We start from the raw sequence: 22,231 nt of genomic DNA, 5'->3' as shown, positions 1-22,231 counted from the left end.
CCGGTCAATCGGATGCATTTAAAGGAGGCGATTATACGAGCGCAATATTGACTCCGTCGCGGGTCGGGTGGGGTTATCTCGTCGAATTTCGGCTTGGACGGCCGCTATGCTTTCGTCGAGCTTTCGCTAACCGCCCCCACTCAACCCGCCTCCGCAACCGCGGGAGCCGCCGCGCGCCGCGGCACCACCGCGGACTCGAAACGCTCCCGATACGCGAGCGGCAACACGCCGAAGCGCCGCATGAAAGCGCGCCGCAAGTTCTGCTCGCTGCCGAAGCCACAATCGAGCGCAATCCGCTTGAGCGGCCGATGCGACTCCGCCAGCGCCCGCGCCGCCGCCTCCAGACGCAATGCCGACACGGTCTTAGCCGGCGTACGGCCGATTTCGTCGACATAGCGTCGCGCGAAAGTCCGCGGACTCATTTGCGCGCGCTCAGCCAACCGCTCGACTGACAGGTCGTCGCGCAAATGGCCGGCCATCCAGCTATGCAGCGCCTCGAACGGCCCACCCGCCGACGCCTGTGCTGCCAGCGCAGCGCTGAATTGCGACTGGCCGCCGGGCCGCTTCATGAACACCACCAGCCGCCGCGCCGCCTGCATCGCGACTGCATGGCCGACATCTTCTTCGATCAGGGCCAACGCCAGATCGATGCCCGCCGTCACACCCGCTGACGTCCAGACTACGCGCTTTTCTTCGCCGTGGCCCATGTCGCGGATGAAGATCGGATCGGCGTCGACCTGCACATTGGGGAATCGGCGCGCGAGATCCGGCGCAGCGTGCCAATGGGTGGTCGCGCGGCGGCCGTCGAGCAGGCCGGCTGCCGCCAGATAGAAAGCGCCGGTGCAAACCGAACACACGCGCCGCGCCTGCGGCGCACGGCGCCTGATCCACTCGACAAGTTCCGGTTGCAACGTGCAGTGTTCGTCGATCGGGACGCCTGGGACGATCAGCGTGTCGATCGGCTGATCGTCGAGCGAATCGAGCCGTTGCGTGACGACCGGCAAACCCGGGAAGGTTTGCAACACGCCGCCGTCGATCGACGCGACGGTCGTGCGATAGGCGATCGGTTCGGCAAGCGTGCCAAGGGTGCTGGCTGGGCCCATTGCTCCACTTGGTCCATTTGCTCCACTTGCTCCGTCTGATCCGCTTGGTGAGCTTGGTGCGCTCGCCCCACCCGGGCCGCCGACCCGGCCGACACCGGCCGATCCGCCGGCAACGCCAGAAGCAGCAGAACCGCCCGCTACACCAGCCGCGGCCGCCATCGTCAATTCAGCGCGCCAGAACGCCTCGAGCGGTCCGCACGCATCGAGCAGCACGAGGTCAGGCGCGACCGCGAAAACGATATGACGTGCAGCCATCAGGAAACCCCCTCCACACTTTGCCGCTTACTCGACCACGCGTACCCAAGCGTGGCCAACGCCGCCATCCCGAGCAGCGGAAAGATCGCTGCATTGATCGTCGCCCAACCGAAGCGCGCGAGCAGTTGCCCGGCAAACAGTGAGCCCAGCGCGGAAAACGCAAAGGTCGTGAATTCGCTGGTTGCCTGTGTCTTGGCCCGCTCGGACGGCCGGTACGATTGCGCGAGCAGCGTCGATCCACCGACGAACATGAAATTCCACCCCACGCCCAGGCATGCGAGCGCCGCGTAGAAGTGCGGCAGATCGGTCGAGCGCAACGCCACCACACCGCACAACGCCGACAGCGCGATCCCCGCACCGATCACCGGCAGCACGCCGAAGCGCCTGATCAGCCGCGCGGAAAACAGCGACGGCGCAAACATGCCGACCAGGTGCCATTGAATGATCGCCGCGCCGTCGCCGATCGTGTGGCCGCATGCGACCGCCGCAATCGGCGTCGCGGTCATCACGAACATCATGACGGCATAGCCGAGCGCATTGTTGGCGAGCGCCGCGGCAAAGATCGGCTGCCGGGCGATTTCGCCGAGCGGCCGGGCCGGTTCGTGCGCCGCGGCCGCGCGCGCGAGCGGCGCGGCGTCGCGATACAGCAGCGCCAGCATCGCGATCGATGCGAGCCCGAAGCCGGTGACAAGGGCATACGAGCCGGCGAACGCGACCGGCGCGAGCCAGTCCTTGCTCCATGCGGCGAGCAACGGCCCGCAAACGGCGGCCACCACACCGCCGGTGAGCACCGTCGAAATCGCGCGGCTTTTTCCTTCGATCCCAACGGCATCCGCGGCCGCCAGCCGGTAGTACTGCGCGAACGCCTGAAACACGCCGACCGTCGCCGTGCCGGTGCAGAACGCCCAGAAGCTGTGATGAAAGATCGCCCACACTGAGACCGCCCCGCCCAGCGCGCCGACGCCCGCGCCGAGTACAAAGCCCGCGCGCCGGCCGATGCGCGCCATCAGGAACGACGCAAAAATCGTGGTCAGCGCCGCGGCGACGGTAATCAGCGAGAACGGCAACGTCGCGAGCGCCTTATCGTCGGCGAGCGTATAGCCGACCAGACCAGTCAAGGTGAGATCGATCGAGACAGATGACGTGTAGAGCGCCTGGCAGACCGCCAGCACGCGTGCGGCGCGCCGCCCGTGAGGATCGGAGTGGCCAGAGCCGGTTTGACTGGCGGCAACAGAGGCAACGGCGGAGGAAACAGCGGAGGAAGCGACAGACGGCGGCATCGGTAGGCCTCGGACGGCGACAGTGGTGATGCCCAGATCGTCACATGACCGGTGATGGCAGGAATGACAATGATGCATCAATTCCAGCCAATTGCCACGCTCACCCGCCGGAAAAAGCGGCCACCTTCGGGCTTCTTACTTGTGAACCGTAATGCCTTCGTCGATCGTGCCGTACATCGAGATGCTGCCCGTGCCCGCACCCGAACTCGAACCGCTCTGCGCGCACGCGCTGAACAGCAGAACCGCGGCAGCGGCGGCAAGAAGAAATTTCATGACAGCGTGTTCCCGCAAAGACAGGCTTCAATTCTAGCCTGGCGGGCCGGCGCGGCTCAGAAGCGACGTTGACGCACCGAAGCACCCACTAGCCTGCTCCAGCCACCGGGTTTTCGTAACCGCTGCATTCGACAATTCACGCTAAGCTGAAACATCGAATACGGCAGCCCGATACAGTGGACTGCATGGCGCCCTGCCCGCGCCACCAACCGGAGACGCCCGATGCCCGCCAACTTCGCAGACGAACACAACCATTTCCCAGGCTTGAGCCGTATCGGCTCGTTGCTCGCCGACCCCGGCCGCGCCGCGATGCTGTGGGCGCTGATGGACGGCAGCGCCCGCCCGGCCGGTGAACTGACAATGATCGCGGGGCTCTCGCCGTCGGCGGCCAGCGCACATCTGGCGCGTCTGACCGACGGCGGCTTGCTTGCGCTCGAAGTGCGCGGCCGGCACCGCTACTTCCGGATAGCGTCACCGGACATCGCCGCGTCGATCGAAGCGCTCGCCAACGTCGCGCAGGTCAGCGCGCCGCAACGGGCCGTGCCGCGTCCGGTGCGCACCGTGCCTGTCGACATGCGCTACGCCCGCACCTGCTACGACCACATGGCCGGCGAATTGTCGGTGCGGGTGTTCGAGCGGCTGGTCGGGAGCGGCCTGTTGACGCTGCACGGTTCGTCCCTCGAAGCCACCGCCGACGGCGCCGCCCGTTTTGCCGATTGGGGTATCGACATGTCCGCCCAGAAGAGCCGCCGGCGCCGCTTTGCCTGCACCTGTCCCGACTGGAGCGAGCGGCGTCCGCATCTGGGCGGCGCGCTCGGCGCCGCGTTGCTCGATTCGTGGTCGGCTCATGGCTGGGTCGAGCGCACTGAACGGCCGCGGATCTTGCGCATCACACCGGCCGGCCACCGCCATTTCGACGCGTTCCTCGCCGCCTGAGACGCCTTTAACTGATTGATGTCATTACACATTATTTTCAATAATCTTACGAAAAGCCTTATCGAGACCTTTTGTTACAGGCTCGCGAGAGGGCCTTACAAAAGTGGGGGTCTTGAAACAAACCGTACGGGTAGAGTGGTTCTCACGGATGCTGCACAATGCCGCGTCCGTCGGAGATAAACCATGAGAACAGTGACCACACCCCAACACTCGAAACGCCGGATGACAGGCTACACGCTGATCGCCGCCGCGGCATTTCTGTTCGCGGCGCAAGCCAGCGTCGCACAGGAAGCCGAACAGGCACCGCTGGGCGCGGCCACGCAGAACACCGATCCGCCAGGGCGCGTCGCGCGTCTGAACTACACGGCCGGCGCCGTGACCACCGAACCGGCCGGCGCCACCGACTGGTCCTACGCACAGATCAATCGCCCGCTCACGACCGGCGATCAGTTGTGGAACGATCAGAACGCACGTTCCGAACTGCATATCGGTTCGACCGCGGTGCGCCTCGGCCAGTCCACCAGTCTCGACATCCTCAATCTCGACGACAACAGCGCGCAGCTGAAGGTCGCGCAGGGTACGTTGTCGGCGCGAGTGCGCGAAATGGCGCCCGGCTCCTCCTACGAAATCGACACGCCGAATGTGGCGCTCGGCCTGAACGGCCCCGGCGACTATCGCGTCGACGTCGCGCCGGACGGCAGCAGCACCACCGTCACCGTGCGCAGCGGCAGCGCGACCGTGTACGGCGACAGCGGCCAGGTGCCGGTCGCGGCCGGCCAGCAGATCCGCTTTGCCGGCACCAACCTGCAACAGGTCGCCGACAACGGTGCGCCTGGCCTCGACGGCTTCGATCAATGGGCAGCAAGCCGCGATGCAGCGGAAGACCGGTCGGTGTCAGCGCGCTATGTGTCGCGCGATATCCCCGGCTATCAGGACCTCGACGCCAACGGTACGTGGCAAAGCAGCCCTCAGTACGGTGAAGTGTGGGTGCCGCGCGCGACCCCGGCCGGCTGGGCGCCTTATCACGACGGCCACTGGGTATGGCAAGCGCCGTGGGGCTGGACCTGGGTCGACGACGCGCCGTGGGGTTTCGCGCCCTACCATTACGGCCGTTGGGCTTACGTCGACGACTCGTGGGCATGGGTACCGGGACCGGTCGTAGTCAGCGAGCCGCCCGTCTACGCACCCGCGCTGGTTGCCTTCGTGGGCGGCGGCGGCGGGATCAACTGGGGAGTGAATCTGGCGATTGGCGGCGCGGTCGCCGCCGGCGTCGCGTGGTTCCCGCTGGGCCCGGGCGAACCGTGGCACCCGCACTGGGGCGATCACGATCATTGGAGCCCGAGTTACTACAACCGCGTCAACAACACGACGGTCGTCAACAACTACAACCGCAACGTGACGAATGTGAATGTGACCAACATTCACAACACGTACATCAACTATCGCGCGCCGGGCGGCGTGACCGCGGTGCCGGCAACAGCCTTCGTGCACGGCCAATCGGTCGGCCGCTTCGCGCAGAAGGTCGATCCGCAACAGTGGCGCAACGCGCAGATCAATCCGGGCGGCCCGGGGATCGCGCCGGTGAAGGAAAGCTTCGGACCCGGCGTGCGTAACGCGAACTATCGTCCGCCAGCCGCCGTGATGGCGCGTCCGGTCGTCGCTACGCGCAGTCCGGCCGTGGCGGCGGCGTACCACGACAGTCTCGCGCAACGTTTTGCGCAGAGCGGCGGACGGGTGCCCGGCGCGGGCGAGCCGATCGTGCGAACCTCGGTGCCGGCTCATATGGCAGGCGGTCCCGCGGCCATGCCGGTGCAGAACGTTCGGGTCGTGCAGTCGCATATGACTGGGCGGACGCCGGGCGCAGTGCCGGGTGCGCCTAACGGCATGCAACAGGCGGGGCAGCGGCCGGGCGAAGCGCCGGTCAACGGTCAGCCGCAGCGTGGCGGCGAACCGCAAGCCCGGCCAGGCATGCCGCCGCAAATGGCCAACGAGCATCAGCAACCCGGTGAGGCAGTTCATCCGTCCAATGGCGTGCCGCGTCCGCCGCAAGCGAACGGCGCCAACCCGAATGCTTACGCGCAGCAGCACGGCGCGCCGGCGCAAGCCGGTCAGCAAGCAGGCGCGGAAGGACGTCGCGAGCCCGCATGGACGCAGCCGCACACGCCGATGGCCCAGCAGGCGCAGCAACATGGCGCCCCGCAGGAACAGGCACGCCAGCCGGAGGCTCGTCCTGAACAGCAGCAACAGGCTCAGCGTCAGCCGGAAGCGCAGCCGCAGCGCCCGCCTGAGGCGCACGCACGGCCGCAGGAGCCCCGCCCGCAACCGGTGCAGGAGGCGCAGCAGCCGCGTCAGGAATATCATCCGCAGCCGCAACAGGCCCAGCAGCCGCGTCCTGAGCCGCGTCCGCAACAGGTGCAGCAGCCACGCCCCGAGCCGCGTCCGCAACAGGTGCAACAGCCGCGCCCTGAACCACGTCCGCAGCAGGCGCAGCAGCCGCGCCCTCAACCGCAACCGCAGCGTGCGGAACAGCCGCACCCCCAGCCGCAACCGCAGCACGCCGAGCAGCATTCGAGCGGCGGCAATCGTGACGAGCATCACAAAGGCTAAGGTTACGCGCGCAGCTAAATGCGCTGACGACCTGATAGACGGAAGTCGGCAAGAAAAAACCCCCGCGATTCACATCGCGGGGGTTTTTCTTTGGGCAGGCTGCAGGCGAAGGTTTAGACCGCCACTCAGACCGCCATCGGCGCTGTCAGCGGCTCGTGATGCCGGTAGCCGACCAGCGAGAAATCCGACGGCTCGATCTTTTCGAGCCATTCCGGCTCATAGACGCCCGTTTTCGCATAGTCCGGCACACGGTCCGAGATCACGAAAGCAGGGCTTTCGTAAGGCTCGCGCGTGAGCTGCTGCTGCAGCATATCGAGCTGGTTCTCGTAAATGTGCGCGTCGCCGATGAAGTAGGTGAACCAGCGCGGCGTATAGCCCGTCAGGCGGCCGACCAGATGCAGCAACGCCGCGCCTTCGGTCAGATTGAACGGCGTGCCGAGGCCGACATCGTTGCTGCGAATGTACAAACACAGCGAGATTTCACGCCGCGCGACATTCGGCAGAAACTGATAAAGCAGGTGACAAGCCGGCAGCGCGATCTGGTCCAGCACGGCCGGGTTCCAGGCATGAAACAAAATTCGCCGGTCGGCGGGGTTCTGCATGATCGTGTCGAGACACTGCCGCAACTGGTCGATCGCCTTGTACAGCAGCACCTTGGAGCTGCCGTCTTCCTCGAATTCCGTCACCACCTGGAAGCCACGCGCCGTGGCGTCGGCCAGTTGCGCGCTTGCACCTGCGTCCAGCACCTTATAGGCCGGCCACTGGCGCCACTGCACGCCATACACGTCGCCGAGATCGTCCGGGCCCTGGCGATACGGATTGGCGAGCCATTGCGGATTCTGGTTGGCGTTCGCGTCCCACACCTTACAGCCCAGATCGCGAAAATCCGCGGCGCTGCGCGAGGCGCGCAGAAACCCCACCAGTTCGCCCACCGCCGACTTGAACGCCAGCTTTTTCGTGGTGACGGCGGGAAAGCCCTGCTGGAGGTCGAAGCGCAACATGGCGCCCGGCATGCTGATGGTGCGGATGCCGGTGCGGTTCTCCTGCCACGTGCCGGTGTCGAGAATCGTGCGGACGAGGTCGAGGTATTGTTTCATGCGGGTTCCTTCGACGAAGCGCGCACCTGGTCAGGTGCATGCGCCACGGAGATTGAGCGGAAAACCCGATTTTAACAAGCGCAGACGGACGGCGCCCGGTCAGGGCGCGCCACGGAGAAAATATCGGCAGCTAAGTGGGCGGCTTAAGTGTGTGACTCAGCCCGTCAAAGATGCGGCACCGAGGCCGGCAACTCGCCGTGTGGCGTATGCAGCGGTTCGCCTTCCATATGGCGCATGCCATGTGAGCACAGCAGGCGGTACAGCGTCACGCGCGAAATGCCGAGTTCCTGCGCGGCGTCGCCGAGACGGCCGCGATGACGCAGGAGCGCGAGCTCGATTGCCTGACGCTCGGCCGCTTCGCGCGCCTGCGCGAGCGACACCGGCACGATCTCCACATACTCGGCCAGCTCAAGATCGCGGGCTGTGATCGCGCGCCCTTCCGACATCACGATGGCGCGCCGCACGCGATTGATCAGTTCGCGCACGTTGCCCGGCCAGCCGTAGTTATGCAGCGCTGCGATGGCGTCGGGCGCGAAACCGCGCAGGCGGCGGCTTGCATCTTTCTTGAAACGTTCCAGCATGTGCCGCGCAAGCAGTTCGATATCCTTACCGCGTGCCCGCAACGGGGGTTCGTCGATTTGCAGCACGCACAGACGGTGATACAGGTCGGAGCGGAACCGCCCTTCGATCATCGCGGCCGTCATATCCACGTGAGTCGCCGAGATGATGCGCACGTCGACGTCAATCGAACCGTGACCGCCCAGCCGCTCCACTTTGCGTTCCTGCAGGAAGCGCAGCAGGCTCGCCTGGCTTTCGAGCGGCAGATCGCCAATTTCGTCGAGAAACAGCGTGCCGCCGTTGGCCGCTTCCACGCGGCCGATCTTGCGCTGATTCGCGCCGGTGAACGCGCCGCGCTCATAGCCAAATAGTTCGGATTGCAACAGATGCGGGGGAATCGCGCCGCAGTTGATCGGCACAAAAGGCGCATTGCGGCGCGCCGAGCGTTCGTGGATCGCGACTGCGGTCAACTCCTTGCCCGTGCCCGATTCGCCTGAAATGAACACCGGGGCGTCGGTCATCGCCACTTTGCGGATCGAACGGAACAGCGCGAGCATCGCGTCGCACGAACCGACCATTTCGCCCTCAGCGCCTTGCGAACCGTCGTTCGATGCCGGCTCGCCAAGCGAGATCATGCCGTATGCGTGACCGACCGAATCGACGATCCTGTCGCCCGAGTAAGGCACCGTTACATAGTCGAAACAATAGTCCCGTACGAGCCGGCGCAAGGCCGCATCCTGCAATTGTCCGGGCGTGGTCGCCGCGACCCAGCCGACGTTCGGCATGGTCAGGCAGGACTCGAAGGCGGCGATTTCATGTGGCTGAAAATCGCTAGACAAATCCAGCAAGCCGCCCGCCGCCATTCCGGCGCGAACAGCACGGCGCACATCGCGCGCCGACCCCACGACTTCGACATGCCAGCCGCGCTGATGGAAACGGGTGTTCAGCTCCGCGCTCGGATCGCGTGAAACGTAAATCAGTTGCCGCGTTGCGGGTTCCATTATTCAGATCCTCTCGTCAACGAACGTTAAGGATGACGCACGCACCTGAACCGAAGTTCAGACACGCTGACTCGTTCGGGATTCGCGAAATAGCAAAACCCGAACGGCCATTCCATTCCGTGCGGACAGCTGATCCCCAAGAAAGCGGCGTGTGTGTTTGAGACGGCCCGTTAGCGGGCTTTTTTAAATCTGAAGCTGTTTTCGAGAGCTTACTATACACGCGCCACTTGGAAAACAATTATGCGAATTTAATCGGAGACCCCTTTCCCAGCAAGGCCAGGCGGCCGATCGAGACTTATTCAGCTTATGAATAAAACCGAAGTGGAAGCGCTTTTCCTGGCGTTCACCCTCAGGTAGTTCATACCTTCGGATTTAACGAATTGCAGGTATTTTCTGCCTGCCGTTACAGCGCTGAAACGTTTTTGTCTGATTTCTCCCTTGTTACTCCGAGGTATGCGGGTCACATCCAGACGCACCAATGGATTGCGACTCATGGCACACGTTTCGCTAAATGCTGTGCACCAAGGAGATACATCATGCGACTCGCTTTCCGCATCGACCTGAGCAGCATTGCACCTTGCGCCGCACTATGCGCCGCCGCGGCCGCTTTGATCGTGCTACCAGTTGGCGTCAATGCACAGGAATTCACACTGCCCCAATCCGCCGCAATGTCCGAAACCGCCGATGCCGGCTCCGCCACCCTCGCGAGCACGACGCTCGCAGCGGTGGCGGCCCGGGACACGGCGGCTACCGGTACGGCGAGCCCCGCTGCGGTGCAAAACACCGTGGCCGGCACGGACGACAGCGCCGCGTCACACAGCGATCTGGCCGGCAACGCGCTGAGCATCCCCGCCGACGCCCCGCTAGTAAACGACCTCGTGCTGGACGATCAGGCGCTGTCCAGCCAGCGCGGCGGCTTTGGCGGCATGGTGATGGTCTCCGCGACGCCGCAAATGATGCGCGGCAACGGCGTGACGCTGTGGGACGAAATCGCCCCGCCGTCGCAGTTGCCGGTTCCCGTCGACGTCGCCCGCTCCGCACAAGGCAACGTGACGAGCTACCAGAGAAATTAGCGCAACGACCTGCTCGCTGCCCAACACCGCACCGACCGATCGTCCGCCCGCAAGGAACTGACATGAACGCCTCAACCCAGAAGCCGAGCAGTTGCCGCCCCTGCGCAGCCCTGCTGTGCGCGCTGCTCGGCGTGCTCGCTGCCGGCACCGTGACGGGCGCGGCCGCGCAGTCGACCGAGCCGGGCAACCTCGTCATCGAGCGTGACATCACGCCACGCGACGCGTTCGTCCCGGTGCCGAAGAGCCAGGACCCGATTTCCGTGCAGGTCCAAACCTTCCCGACCGCGGCCTTCGACGGCGCGCTCGGCTCGACCGCCAGCGATCTCGATCTGAACGGCGCGCACGGCACCAGCGGCATCACCGGCAACGGCTTTATGTCGGCGCTGGTCGGCACCAACGGCGTCCAGCACATGCTCGCAGGCAACGGCAATTCCGTTCCGGTTGGCGCAGGCGCCAGCTTCGGCGGCGCCGGCGGAATCGGCGGCTCGATCGCCCAGTCGGTCAACGGTGCCCTCGCCCCCCTCGGCGCTGCTTTAGGAGCCATGAAATGAAGACGACGCACGCGTCGGCAACGAAGCGCCTTCCGTCACGCAAACAACCGCGCTGGCCCCTGATGGTCTGTGCGCTGCTGGGTCTTGCGAGCGTCGCGGCACACGCGCAAACGCCACCCGCGCTCGTCGACGCGCAGTCGGTGATCGGCAACGGCGCGGCCAACGGCGCGACTGGCGTCGTTGCCATCAATGAGTCAGCGGGTCTCGACAACGTGCAAGCGAATCAGGGCGTGTTCACCAACGGACAAGTCCCTCTCAATCTGATCGGAAGCTCACAGAGCGCGTCCACGAACGCCCGGACGACGGCCGCGAAAAGCACGATCAGCAATGATGCATTTTCAAACACCTCTGGCCTTATCGAAGTGAATCAGTCGGCGGGTGTAGGGAATCTTCAGCGGAACAGCGCCGTAATTGGTTCTGGACCGGTTGAAGCGGAGATCGTAGCGGATGGGGTGCTATCCGCTACGACCGCCAAGGGCGGTGGTCTGGGAAAGTCTGGCGACAACCACGACGCACGTGAGGTGTCCATCGGTGCGGACGCGCTCAAGAACGTCAGTGGGATCGTTCAGATCAACCAGACAGCCGGCTCGGGTAACGTCAGTTCAAACAGTTTTGTGCTCCGTCCCCCGGCGGGCACCTTTTTCTAACGAGCCACACTCTTTATCGGAGCGTCATCATGAAGCGCACTATCATTGCAGCGGCTGTCCTGTCGACGATGGCAGCAAGTTCCGCTTACGCCGAATGCACGGCCGGCTGCGACCCGGCTGAGCTCTTTACGGCAACGAACGTCTATACCGACATCGGCGAATTCGGCTTCATTACGCTGCGCGGCAAGGTCGATGTATCGAGCAGCTCCGGCGCCACGGTCAACAACACGCAAAACGTGGACATCGGCGATGTCAACATGAAGACGCCGCCGCAGAGCTACACCAGCGGCAAGGTGACCACGACAATCGATACGACGAAAAGCTGGAACCATGCGAGTGGCGGTGGCAGTGGCTGGGGCGTGAGCCAGTCGTTTAGCAGCAACGCCTGGGCCTATGACAAGACCAACACGCAAAGCAAGACGGCCTCGTCGAGCGCCGCCTTTATCGCAGGCGGCGGCTTCGCGACGGGCGTCGAATCGTCGTATAAAGGCTACAACTACGTAAACACGCATGCCTCCGCGAACGGCTTCCTCGCAGCGGGCTTTATCGCCGGTCTCGGCCATGTTGGGAGCGTCATCTTCGGTGGCGCAGCAGCAGGCTTCGCTGGCGCACTGAACACCCACGCCTCGGACAACTACGGCGGCGGCTTTGCAGCCCAGGCAGCCGGCTACGGCGTGGCGTTCGGCGGCTACGCAGCAGCCAGCCAGAGCACAGCGACGGAAACCAACAGCGGCCATGGCTACAAGGTGAGCTCCAGCTACTCGGAAGGCAGCCACGCCTACGGCTGGACCCATAACTACGATGACAACAGCGGCTCCATCACGGTCATGGGCACCATCACCCAGCACATCGACACCGAAAAGGCGACGAAGATGTCCGCCAGCATCGGCAAGGGCGCGCTGGCTAACGCAAGCGGCAACATCGGCGTCAACATCTCCTCCGGCGCAGACAACGCCCAGTCCAACGACGCCGCGCTGTCGAACATGGATGTCGGCCCCGTGTTCGGTACCGCACAGATCTACTCGACCCAAACGTCGGACGGCACAGCGAAAGTGGGTGACTTCAACTTCGTGGCTTCCGTCGGCGCAAACGCACTGGCCAATGCGACGGGCAATATCGGTGTGAACGTGGCCTCGGGTGTGGGCAACGTGCAGAACAACAGCCTGGCAGCATCGGCTACGACGGACAGCAGCAGCAGCGGCGGTATGGGCTGGGGGCATGACAAAGGCGGCATGCAAGGTGGCGAAGTTATCGCCAGCGACCAGAACTGCCAGACCGCGGACGCAGGCGTCAATGGCCAGTTCACCGGCTCGGCGATCCTCGGCGCGGGTGCTCTCAACCATGCTGACGGCAACATCGGTGTGAATATCGCATCGGGCGTAGGCAACCTGCAACACAACGGCCTTGCAATCGCCAGCGTGTCGCATCAGTAATCAGTAGTCAGTAGTCGGTAATCAGCAACTAAAGCTGTATAGCAGGAAGACAACCGGTCAGCCTTCGGGCTGACCGGTTGTCTCCCCTGGGGGGGATAGACCATGTTCGGGGTGAGCAGGGCAACGCATGGCTTTTTTGCGGCACTCTTCGCCGGACTCGTGCTGTCACAGACGGGTCATGCGCAGAGTGCCCTTTCCATGAACGCCGCAGCGGGCGTGCCGTTCAACATGAACGTGCGCTCGATCCGCGAGCTACGCTACAACCACATCGTTTCGCAGCGTTACGACTACAGCTGCGGCTCGGCCGCTCTGGCCACGTTGCTGAAGTACGGCTACGGCATCGACATTCCAGAAACCGAAATGATCCGCCGGATGATGGTGTTTTCGACACCAGAGGTGGTGGTCAAGAACGGCTTCTCGATGCTCGACATGAAGAAGTTCGTCGAAACAATCGGCCTGCGCGGCCGAGGTTTCCGCGTCACCTCTGAAGCGCTTTATCACCTGCAGATTCCCGTGCTCGTGCTGATGAACAGCGACGGCTACGAGCACTTCGTCATCGTCAAACACGCGGAAGACGGCCGCATCTTCATTGCCGACCCCGCCCTCGGCAACCGCATCGTCATGGAAGACGACTTCGTCAAGAAATGGAACGGCCTCGTATTCGCGGTCGTCGGTAAGCCATTCAAGGAGGATTCTCCGCTCTTGCAAGGCAACGAGTCGCTCGCGCTCAAGCTGCGCGAACGCGCGCTGGAAAACGGCACGGCCGCGACTCCCTTTGTTGAATACGGTTTGATCAAGGCAGAGTTGTTCTGACTCATCATGGACCGAAACCTAATCGCCATTGGCTGTGCGTTGTGCTTCACGACGTGCGGCCTTGCATCAGTCGCGCATGCTGCCGAGCAGGCGCCGACTGTGTTTGAAGACGTCGGCGCCCTCAAGCTGCAACCCGTCGACGACACCGTCCTCGCCAACCAGACCGGCAAAGGGATTGTCGGGGACATCATTTCGGGCGTCGTCATCAACCTGCTGTCGCAATGGCAGCTGCCGAACGGCGCCACCGCTGTCGCCTCGGGTGCGCTCTCCATCGTCACCAACGCGCTCAACGCGCCGAGCGTGCAGGTCAGTTCATCGGCCTCCGTGACCAGGAACGGACCATGGGGCAGCGGCGCCAACCACAACGCCAGCGCGAGCGGCGGGCAGAACGTCAACGTCAACGGCGTCTCGCAGATCACCCAGGTGGCCGGCAACGGCAACCTCGGCACCAACCAGGCGCTGATCGATTTCGACGCCTCACCTGGCAGCCTGACGGGCGGCACCTATAACAATGCAACGTCGGCAGCCGCAAGCAATGCGAACGGCTCGGTGACCGCCGCCGTCAGTTTCGCCAACGGCGGCATCTCGATCGCGCTGCAAACGCCGGCCGGTATGGCCACCCAAACCATCGCGCCGGGCAGCGCGCAACAAGCCGGCATGATTGCCCAACTCTTGCAGATCGCAGGCAATAACCAGCAAGTCGCCAACCAGTTGCAACTGCATCTGCAAACGCAGCAGATGTCGGCCTCGATGCTGCGCCAGATAGGCGTCCTGCAAGCCCTGCAAAACACCGTAAGGAGATAACACGGGCCGCCACCCGACCAGGACCGAGACCAAGTACCAAAGCAGTACCAAAGCGGCCGCGCGATGCATAAGGAGACATGCGACGCGCAGTCAGAATACCGGGGGAACAAAAATGATCAGATTCTCAAAGACCGGTACGCCACGCATGGCGTTAGCGGCCATTCCGGCCGCAGTCATGCTGTTTGCGCTATCGCAGGGGGCCAGCGCGCAGGCGCTCGCCGATCAATCCGTTGAAGACCGGCTGAACACGCTCATGCGCGTCGTCAGCGAGCAGCAAAAGCAGATCATCTCACTCGAACGGCAGGTCACGAACCTCGAAATGGAGCAGCGCGGCCGCGGCGCGCCGGGTTACGGCGCGCCGACCGGCGACGCCACGGTCGCCGAGCAACCTGGCGCGGACGGCCTGCCTGTGCCGCTGCCGCCGCTGGCCCAGGTGAACCCGGGCACGCCCGCGCCGGGCAACGGCACAGGCACCGCGACCGGCGTGCCGGTCAATCCGCCGGTGCCTGATAACAGCGGTGGGGGCGGTCTGCCGGCAGCGACCGACGGCACCGGCGCGGTCGGCCAGACCCAGAAGGCGGCGCAACCGGTGCGCACGCAATCGGAAGACGCAGTGGTGCAGAACCAGCAGCACACGCCGCTGTTCGAGCACAAGCTGACCATGGACTGGGGGATCAGCGATACCTACTACGACCGCCGCCAGTTGCAACTGTCCGGCTTCCTCGCGCTCGATGCGATTTTCCTCGGCAACATCAACCTCGGCGAAACCAAGTCGCACCAGGTGATGGCCGACCTCGACACGCGCTACGGTCTGACCGACCGCATTAGCGTCGACGTCGACGTGCCCTATATCTACCGGCACAGCAACTTCATCGTCGGCGGGGCCGGCGGGGCCGCCAATACGGTCTCGGACGCCTCGGCAAATTCGAGCGACATTGGTGACGTCAACCTCGGGATCTACTACGAGATCCTGAAGGAAACCAACAGTCTGCCGGACCTGGTCGGCAGCCTGCGCGTCAAGGCGCCGACCGGCTCGTCGCCGTTCGGTATCAAGCTGCAGCAGGTCGACGCGGACAACACCAACCTCGTCGCCCCCACCAAGCTGCCCACCGGTACCGGCTTCTGGAACATCACGGCGGGTCTGTCGGTGTTGAAGACCTACGATCCGGTCGTGCTGTTCGGCAGCGTCTCGTACACCTACAACATCGCGCGCTCGTTCTCGGACATCTCGTCGGTCATCGGCCAGACCGAACCGGCGACGGTCAAGATCGGCGACGTCGTGCAGTTCGGCGGCGGCGTGGCGCTCGCGTTCTCGGACAAGGACTCCGCCAGCATTTCGTACACCATGGCGCTGGAACCCGAGTCGCAGACCAAGGCGCCAGGCGGAACCTATTCGAAGGTGCCGGGCAGCGAGACCACCGCTGCCGCACTGACCTTCGGCTTGAATCACGTAGTGAACAAGCACTTGACGATCAACGGTTCGGTGTCTGTCGGCCTCACGCCTGACACGCCGAACTTCGTGATCGGCGTGCGCTTTCCCTACACTTTTTGACGTGCCAACGATACGAGGTTGATCGTGCGCGAATCACCCCATCTGAGCAGCGTTACACCGCCTTCCGGCGCTCATCTGTCGATTGCCCGAGCGCCGGAAGCACCTGTGACACGAGCAACGGAAGTCCTCGTGGGGCGTCCGCCGGAAGTCTCTTTGGCGCGCCCTCAGGAGGCCGCGGTGGGGCGCCTGCACAAACCCTCCGCCGCAGCGAAAGAGACCGGTCTGCCGCACGCGCAGACCGAACGCACGCTGCTGTATGTCGCGCGCACGCCGGACGAGACGCTGACCGCCCATCTGAAGAGCCGCGGCTGGCACGTGATGGTCGCCCGCTCGGCGCATGAACTCGCGCGCCTGCTCAAACCTGACGTGATATGCACCGGCATCGTCGATCTGGCCAGCTTTGCGTTGCGCGACCTGGGCGGCCTCGAAGCGAGTTTGCGTCAACAGCAGATCGGCTGGATTGCGCTCGCTACGTCGGAGCGCCTCACCGACCCCGACGTGCGGCGTCTGATCCGTCACTACTGCTTCGACTACGTCAAGACGCCCGTGGCCAACGCCACGATCGACTACCTCGCCAGTCACGCATTCGGCATGGTGGCGTTGTGCGATGCCGATGAGATCCCGCCGGCCGCGCCCGCCGCCGATGACGACGACGAAATGGTCGGCACCTGCGACGCGATGCAGCAACTCTTTCGCACCATTCGCAAGGTCGCGAACACCGACGTGAGTGTGTTCATCTCCGGCGAGTCGGGCACCGGCAAGGAACTCACCGCGCTCGCGATTCACGAACGCTCGCCGCGCCGCAAGGCGCCGTTCATCGCGATCAATTGCGGTGCGATTCCGCATCATCTGTTGCAGTCCGAACTATTTGGCTACGAGCGCGGCGCGTTCACCGGCGCGAATCAGCGCAAGATCGGCCGGGTCGAAGCCGCCGATGGCGGCACGCTGCTGCTCGACGAAATCGGCGATCTGCCACTCGAAAGCCAGGCGAGCCTGCTGCGCTTTCTGCAGGAAGGCAAGATCGAGCGCCTGGGCGGTCACGAATCGATTCCGGTCGACGTGCGGATCATTTCGGCGACCCACGTCGACCTGGAAGGCGCGATGCGCGAAGGGCAGTTCCGTGCCGATCTGTTTCACCGCCTGTGCGTGCTGCGGGTGGACGAACCGCCGTTGCGGGCGCGCGGCAAAGATATTGAAATCATCGCGCATCACATCCTGCACAAGTTCAAGACCGATAGCGCACGCAAGATCCGCGGCTTCACGCCGTCGGCGATCGAGGCGCTGCACAACTACAACTGGCCCGGCAATGTGCGCGAGCTGATCAACCGCGTGCGCCGCGCGATCGTGATGGCGGAAAACAAGCTGATTTCCGCTGACGACCTCGATCTCGCGCAGTTCACCGCGCAACAGACCGTGACACTCTCGCAAGCGCGCGAAGCCGCCGAGAAGCGCGCGATCGAAGCGGCGCTGCTGCGGCACCGTCATCGGCTGAATGAGGCGGCGGTGGATCTGAAAATTTCGCGCGTGACGCTGTACCGGCTGATGGGCCACCACGGACTGCGCGAGCTAAGTGCGGCCGACGAGAAGGCGGCGATTGAAGCGTTCGCCGTCGACGAGGCTCCGCACAAATGACGCGCAGCGCCGGCTGGGTTGGTCTGGCCCGGCCGGTGGCGCGTTGCCTGTCACGGTGGAGGTACTGCCGCACATCCGGGCGCGGAACCGGCTGACATAGCGGCACCGTCTTGCGCCTCAGGTAGAATCAACCCGGTTACGTTCCCCTTTCCATTCGATGACGACGCTCACCCTGATCGTCGCTCGCGCCAATAACGGCGTGATCGGCCGCGACAACCAGTTGCCCTGGCGACTTCCCGAAGACCTCGCGTTCTTCAAGCGCACCACGATGGGCGCGCCCATCATCATGGGCCGCAAGACGCATGAATCGATCGGCCGGCCGTTGCCGGGACGCCGCAACATTGTCGTGACACGGGATGCCGCGCGGCGCTTCCAGGGCTGCGACGCGGCCACCACGCTCGAGGACGCACTGAAGCTCGCCGCGCAGGACCAGGCGCCGGAAGCGTTTCTGATCGGCGGCGCGCAACTGTATGCGGAAGGATTGCGTCAGGCCGACAAGCTGATCATCACGGAGATTTCCGCCGACTTCGAAGGCGACGCCACGTTCCCTGAACTCGATGAAAGCGAGTGGGAAGAAGTCGCGCATGAAACGCATCGCGCGGATGCCCCGAATGACTTCGATTACGCGTTCGTGACGTATAAGCGCAAGGGCGCTTGAGGTTTTACGCCACGCCTGACTGACGGTCCGCGCTTCACGCACCGTGCATCGCGCATTCTTCGTTCGCTACCGGCCGCCACGCACGCATAAAAAAACGCCACGCGGTTGCACGCGTGGCGTTTCTGTTTCCAGCCCTGCTCTACAACCGGTCCGCGGCCGGTTTCGGCGTCACTTGATCGAACCGCTTACTGCCCCGCGATCGTCATCCGTTCAATCAGCACCGAGCCCGTTTCCTTGGTGCCGCGCGTGATCGTATCCGCGCCGATAGCGACGATATGGCGGAACATCTCCTGCAGGGTGCTCGCCACGGTGATTTCCTCGACCGGATACTGGATCTTGCCATTCTCGACCCAGAAGCCCGACGCGCCGCGCGAATAGTCGCCCGTCACGTAGTTCACGCCCTGCCCCATCAGTTCGGTCAGCAACAGGCCCGTGCCGAGCTTCTTCAGCATTTCCTCGAAGTCGTCTTCCGGACGCGTCTTCGAGCTGCGCAGCGACAGATTGTGCGAGCCGCCGGCGTTGCCGGTGGTCTGCATGCCGAGCTTGCGCGCCGAGTAGGTGGACAGGAAGTAGCCTTCCACCACGCCGTCCTTCACCACCGAGCGCTGTTTAGTGCGCACGCCTTCTTCGTCGAACGGTGCGCTGCCCATCGCACGCGCGACGTGCGGATCTTCGACCACCTGGATGTGCGGCGCGAACACCGGCTTGCCGAGGCTGTCGACCAGGAACGAGGTCTTACGGTACAGCGCGCCGCCGCTTGTTGCCTGAACGAAGGCGCCGAGAATGCCGGCGGCGAGCGGCGCTTCGAACAGCACCGGCACCTTGCGCGTGTCGAGCCCGCGCGCGCCGATGCGCGACAGCGCCCGTTGCGCTGCGTAACGGCCCACCGCTTCCGGATCGGCGAGGTCTGCCGCGCTGCGGGTCGACGTGTACCAGTCGTCGCGCTGCATGTTGCGGCCGCTGCCGGCGATCGGCGCGCACGCAATGTAATGACGCGAGTACGGATAACCCGCGAGGAAGCCGCGTGAAGTCGCCAGAACGAATTGCGAGTGCTGCGCCGAGACGCTCGCGCCTTCCGAGTTCTTGATCTGCGGATCGGTTGCGAAAGCGGCATCTTCCGAGCGGCGGGCGATTTCCACCGCTTCGTCCGCGGAGAGATTCCACGGGTGATACAGATCGAGATCGCGCGGTGCGGTTTCGAGCAAGTCTGCTTCGGCGAGACCCGCGCAGTCGTCTTCAGCCGTGAAGCGCGCGATGTTGTACGCCGCCGCGACCGTGTCCTTCAAAGCCTGCGAAGAAAAGTCCGAGGTGCTCGCATTGCCGCGCTTGTTGCCGATGAACACGGTCACGCCGACCATCTTGTCGCGGTTGTGTTCGATCGTCTCGACTTCGCCGCGCCGCACGGAGACGGACAGGCCGTCGCCTTCGGAAATCTCGGTTGCCGCGTCGGTACCGCCGAGCGACTTCGCGTGACGAAGGATGTCCGAGGCGATTTCCTTCAGTTCATCCTGGGTATGCGGAAAAAAGCGCTGCTTGACGTCCATGTCTGCTGCCATTGTCGTTGCCGTCCTGTTCGGGGCCGAGCGGCCCTGTGTGTTCGCCCATGCCACGCACGTGCGTACGCATTTTACGCGCGCCAATTGCGTGCTCATTTGCATGCTCATTTGCGTAGTCACGCATCCCGCGATCATAGCAAGGTACGCGAAGCTGTACCTGGCATTCGCTGAGCCTGGCGTTGCCCCGGCGGTGCTCCGGCTTTGTCCCGGCTTGCCGGGTTTGCCGCGATGGCAAAAACCCGCGCGCGAAGCCTTGTGCGCAGCAGCACGGCGGGTTCCGCGCGCGCGGCACGTTACAATATCGGTATGACACGCAAAACCCGCATTCAACCCATCGAGTCCGCCGAGCCGGAAGTCGACGAGAACGGCTACGACCGTCCCAGCAAGTCCCAGCTCAAGCGCGAAATGCACGAGCTTCAGGAGCTGGGCTCGGCGCTGATCGCCCTGCCGAAAGACGCGCTCAAGCGCATGCCGATGCCCGAAAAACTCGACGATGCCGTGCGCGAAGCGCGCCGCATCACCGACCACGAGGGCAAGCGCCGCCAGGTGCAGTACGTCGGGCGCGTGATGCGCTCGCTGCTGGATGAGGAAACCGCCGCGCTGCGCACCGCGCTCGACACCTATAACGGCGTCAACAAGGCGGAAACGGCCAAGCTGCACTGGATCGAGCGCACCCGCGAGAAACTGCTCGCCGACGACGCCGCGTTGACCGAATTCATCCGTCAGCACCCGAACGCCGACCCGCAGCAGGGCCGCACGCTGATCCGCAACGCCCGCAAGGAAGCACAGCAAAGCAAGCCGCCGCGCTACTTCCGCGAGTTGTTCCAGTGGATCAAGAACGCCGACGGCCCGTCTGCCGACACCGATTCCGATGCAGAAGACGCTCTGGAAGACGACGATGACGACCGCGACGCGTAACGTGGCCAATAAAGCGACACGTCAGCACCCCGACGAAATCGTGATCGGCCTCGTGTCGATCAGCGACCGGGCGTCCACCGGCGTGTATGAGGACAAAGGCTTACCGGCGCTGCAGGAATGGCTCGGCGCCGCCCTGACCTCCCCGTTTCAAGTGGTCACGCGCCTGATTCAGGACGACGCGCCCACCATTTCCGCCACGCTGATCGAACTGGTCGACGAGGTCGGCTGCGATCTGGTGCTGACCACCGGCGGCACCGGCCCGTCGCGCCGCGATGTGACGCCGGAAGCGACTTTGGCTGTCGCAACCAAGGAAATGTCGGGTTTCGGCGAGCAGATGCGGCAAATCAGCCTGAATTTCGTGCCGACGGCGATTCTGTCGCGCCAGGTGGCGGTGATCCGCGAAACCGCGGAGCACGCGGCGCTGATCGTCAACCTGCCGGGGCAGCCGAAGTCGATCAAGGAAACGCTCGAAGGCTTGCGTGACGCCGAAGCAGGCGGCGCGGTCAAAGTGCCGGGTATTTTCGCGGCGGTACCCTATTGCATCGACCTGATCGGCGGTCCGTATGTGGAAACCAACGCCGACGTGGTGAAGGCGTTCCGGCCGAAGAACGCGCAGCGCGCGCCTCGGCAGGGTTGAAACTGAAACGGCGGCTGACGGGTTATTCCGCGGGCCTTTCCGGGACCTGCGAGGCTGCCGGAATCAGGAAGTGCTCGCGGTAGTACTTCAGTTCGTCAATCGATTCATGGATGTCCGCCAGCGCCGTGTGCATCGCACGCTTCTGGAAGCCCTTGTAGATGGCCGGCTGCCAGCGTCGGCACAGTTCTTTCAGGGTGCTGACGTCGAGATTGCGGTAGTGGAAGAAGCGCTCCAGATCCGGCATCCAGCGCGCCATGAAACGGCGATCCTGGCAGATCGAGTTGCCGCACATCGGCGATTTGCCAGGCGGGACATAAGCGCCAAGAAAGTCGCGAATCTGTTCGGTGGCGTCGGCTTCGCTCACCGTCGACGCCTTCACGCGGTCGATCAGGCCCGAGCGGCCATGCGTGTTCTGGTTCCACTGATCCATTTTGGCGAGCGTCTCATCGCTCTGATGAATCGCCAGCACGGGCCCTTCGACCAGCCGGTCGAGCGTCGAATTCGTCACGACTACCGCGATTTCGATGATGCGGTCGGTGTCCGGTTCGAGCCCGGTCATTTCCATGTCCAGCCAGACGAGATTCATGTCGCTGCGCACGAGCGGCGGCTGTTCGGTGGAGGCGAGGATGTCAGTCATGAAGGCAACCCTGATGGCCGGGCAGACGGCTTCACTGGAAGCAGGCTTGCCGCGGCAATTGTTCGTATGAGATTGGTTTGAGCCGGCCTAGGCCTGCTTGGGCCGGGTTTGAGCCGGGTTTGAGCTTATCCCCCCGCCGCCAGGCGGGAAGAAACATATAATTCTCGCATAGATACCACGGAATCCCCGGATGCCTACCCTGTACTTCAC

The 22,231-nt window shown here is 64.1% G+C and carries 20 protein-coding genes; 13 read left to right on the top strand and 7 right to left on the bottom strand.

Annotation, left to right across the window (positions count from 1 at the left end):
- Positions 1-140 precede the first annotated feature (140 nt).
- The 3 genes from GNZ12_RS15555 to GNZ12_RS15545 form a co-directional block, all read right to left on the bottom strand.
- Complete coding sequence (locus GNZ12_RS15555; protein WP_172311218.1) at positions 141-1,358, bottom strand: GlxA family transcriptional regulator; 1,218 nt, start codon at positions 1,356-1,358, stop codon at positions 141-143.
- Complete coding sequence (locus tag GNZ12_RS15550) at positions 1,358-2,638, bottom strand: MFS transporter (protein WP_172311216.1); 1,281 nt, start codon at positions 2,636-2,638, stop codon at positions 1,358-1,360. The genes GNZ12_RS15555 and GNZ12_RS15550 overlap by 1 nt, the downstream gene beginning before the upstream one ends.
- Before the next feature lie 135 nt (positions 2,639-2,773).
- Entirely contained in the window at positions 2,774-2,911 is a 138-nt protein-coding gene (locus GNZ12_RS15545; RefSeq protein WP_172311214.1) for a hypothetical protein, read from the bottom strand.
- A 222-nt stretch (positions 2,912-3,133) separates the two neighbouring features.
- Here GNZ12_RS15545 and GNZ12_RS15540 point away from each other — a divergent pair, with 222 nt between their 5' ends.
- Both GNZ12_RS15540 and GNZ12_RS15535 read left to right on the top strand, forming a co-directional pair.
- Entirely contained in the window at positions 3,134-3,847 is a 714-nt protein-coding gene (locus GNZ12_RS15540; RefSeq protein WP_172311212.1) for an ArsR/SmtB family transcription factor, read from the top strand.
- A gap of 183 nt (positions 3,848-4,030) precedes the next feature.
- Positions 4,031-6,454, top strand: coding sequence for a DUF6600 domain-containing protein (locus GNZ12_RS15535; RefSeq protein WP_172311210.1), 2,424 nt, complete (start codon positions 4,031-4,033; stop codon positions 6,452-6,454).
- 125 nt (positions 6,455-6,579) lie between these two features.
- Here the strand turns inward: GNZ12_RS15535 and GNZ12_RS15530 are convergent, their stop codons facing one another.
- Together GNZ12_RS15530 and GNZ12_RS15525 are read right to left on the bottom strand one after the other, a co-directional pair.
- The gene (locus GNZ12_RS15530; protein WP_172311209.1) at positions 6,580-7,551 is read right to left on the bottom strand and encodes a thymidylate synthase; all 972 of its coding nucleotides are present in this window, start codon (positions 7,549-7,551) and stop codon (positions 6,580-6,582) included.
- A gap of 164 nt (positions 7,552-7,715) precedes the next feature.
- Positions 7,716-9,110, bottom strand: coding sequence for a sigma-54 dependent transcriptional regulator (locus GNZ12_RS15525; RefSeq protein WP_172311208.1), 1,395 nt, complete (start codon positions 9,108-9,110; stop codon positions 7,716-7,718).
- 536 nt (positions 9,111-9,646) lie between these two features.
- Between GNZ12_RS15525 and GNZ12_RS15520 the strand changes: the two genes are divergently transcribed.
- From GNZ12_RS15520 to GNZ12_RS15480, 9 genes are all read left to right on the top strand, one after another.
- A complete protein-coding gene (locus tag GNZ12_RS15520) occupies positions 9,647-10,183 on the top strand; it encodes a hypothetical protein (RefSeq protein WP_172311207.1) in 537 nt (178 codons plus the stop codon).
- Between the two features lie 62 nt (positions 10,184-10,245).
- Positions 10,246-10,734: a hypothetical protein gene (locus GNZ12_RS15515; protein ID WP_235993749.1), complete on the top strand. Its 489-nt coding sequence runs from the start codon at positions 10,246-10,248 to the stop codon at positions 10,732-10,734.
- Positions 10,731-11,381: a hypothetical protein gene (locus tag GNZ12_RS15510; protein ID WP_235993748.1), complete on the top strand. Its 651-nt coding sequence runs from the start codon at positions 10,731-10,733 to the stop codon at positions 11,379-11,381. The genes GNZ12_RS15515 and GNZ12_RS15510 overlap by 4 nt, the downstream gene beginning before the upstream one ends.
- A 29-nt stretch (positions 11,382-11,410) precedes the next feature.
- The gene (locus GNZ12_RS15505) at positions 11,411-12,814 is read left to right on the top strand and encodes a hypothetical protein (protein ID WP_172311206.1); all 1,404 of its coding nucleotides are present in this window, start codon (positions 11,411-11,413) and stop codon (positions 12,812-12,814) included.
- A gap of 102 nt (positions 12,815-12,916) precedes the next feature.
- Positions 12,917-13,627 carry a C39 family peptidase gene (locus tag GNZ12_RS15500; protein WP_172311204.1) on the top strand — a complete coding sequence of 237 codons (711 nt, stop codon included), beginning with the start codon at positions 12,917-12,919 and terminating at the stop codon, positions 13,625-13,627.
- Between the two features lie 6 nt (positions 13,628-13,633).
- Positions 13,634-14,431, top strand: a complete 798-nt coding sequence (locus tag GNZ12_RS15495) for a peptidase C39 (RefSeq protein ID WP_172311202.1) — start codon at positions 13,634-13,636, stop codon at positions 14,429-14,431.
- A gap of 145 nt (positions 14,432-14,576) precedes the next feature.
- Entirely contained in the window at positions 14,577-15,983 is a 1,407-nt protein-coding gene (locus tag GNZ12_RS15490; RefSeq protein WP_172311298.1) for a hypothetical protein, read from the top strand.
- 24 nt (positions 15,984-16,007) lie between these two features.
- Positions 16,008-17,615 (top strand): sigma-54 dependent transcriptional regulator, encoded by a 1,608-nt coding sequence (locus tag GNZ12_RS15485; protein WP_328806015.1) that lies wholly within the window; start codon positions 16,008-16,010, stop codon positions 17,613-17,615.
- 157 nt (positions 17,616-17,772) lie between these two features.
- Positions 17,773-18,273 (top strand): dihydrofolate reductase, encoded by a 501-nt coding sequence (locus GNZ12_RS15480; RefSeq protein ID WP_074282597.1) that lies wholly within the window; start codon positions 17,773-17,775, stop codon positions 18,271-18,273.
- Between the two features lie 185 nt (positions 18,274-18,458).
- Here GNZ12_RS15480 and pmbA read toward each other — a convergent pair whose 3' ends face one another.
- Positions 18,459-19,829 (bottom strand): metalloprotease PmbA, encoded by a 1,371-nt coding sequence (pmbA, locus tag GNZ12_RS15475; RefSeq protein ID WP_074282596.1) that lies wholly within the window; start codon positions 19,827-19,829, stop codon positions 18,459-18,461.
- 306 nt (positions 19,830-20,135) lie between these two features.
- Between pmbA and yjgA the strand changes: the two genes are divergently transcribed.
- Both yjgA and mog read left to right on the top strand, forming a co-directional pair.
- Positions 20,136-20,747 carry a ribosome biogenesis factor YjgA gene (gene yjgA / locus GNZ12_RS15470; protein ID WP_121112389.1) on the top strand — a complete coding sequence of 204 codons (612 nt, stop codon included), beginning with the start codon at positions 20,136-20,138 and terminating at the stop codon, positions 20,745-20,747.
- On the top strand, positions 20,728-21,384 hold the full coding sequence (gene mog / locus GNZ12_RS15465) for a molybdopterin adenylyltransferase (RefSeq protein WP_172311200.1): 657 nt from the start codon (positions 20,728-20,730) through the stop codon (positions 21,382-21,384). The genes yjgA and mog overlap by 20 nt, the downstream gene beginning before the upstream one ends.
- A gap of 22 nt (positions 21,385-21,406) precedes the next feature.
- Here mog and orn read toward each other — a convergent pair whose 3' ends face one another.
- On the bottom strand, positions 21,407-22,021 hold the full coding sequence (gene orn, locus GNZ12_RS15460) for an oligoribonuclease (protein WP_172311198.1): 615 nt from the start codon (positions 22,019-22,021) through the stop codon (positions 21,407-21,409).
- Positions 22,022-22,231 lie beyond the last annotated feature (210 nt).

It is taken from the genome of Paraburkholderia solitsugae (assembly GCF_013177695.1).
In the GTDB taxonomy this organism is placed as follows: Bacteria; Pseudomonadota; Gammaproteobacteria; order Burkholderiales; family Burkholderiaceae; genus Paraburkholderia; species Paraburkholderia solitsugae.
This window is presented reverse-complemented; position numbering and strand designations above follow the sequence as displayed.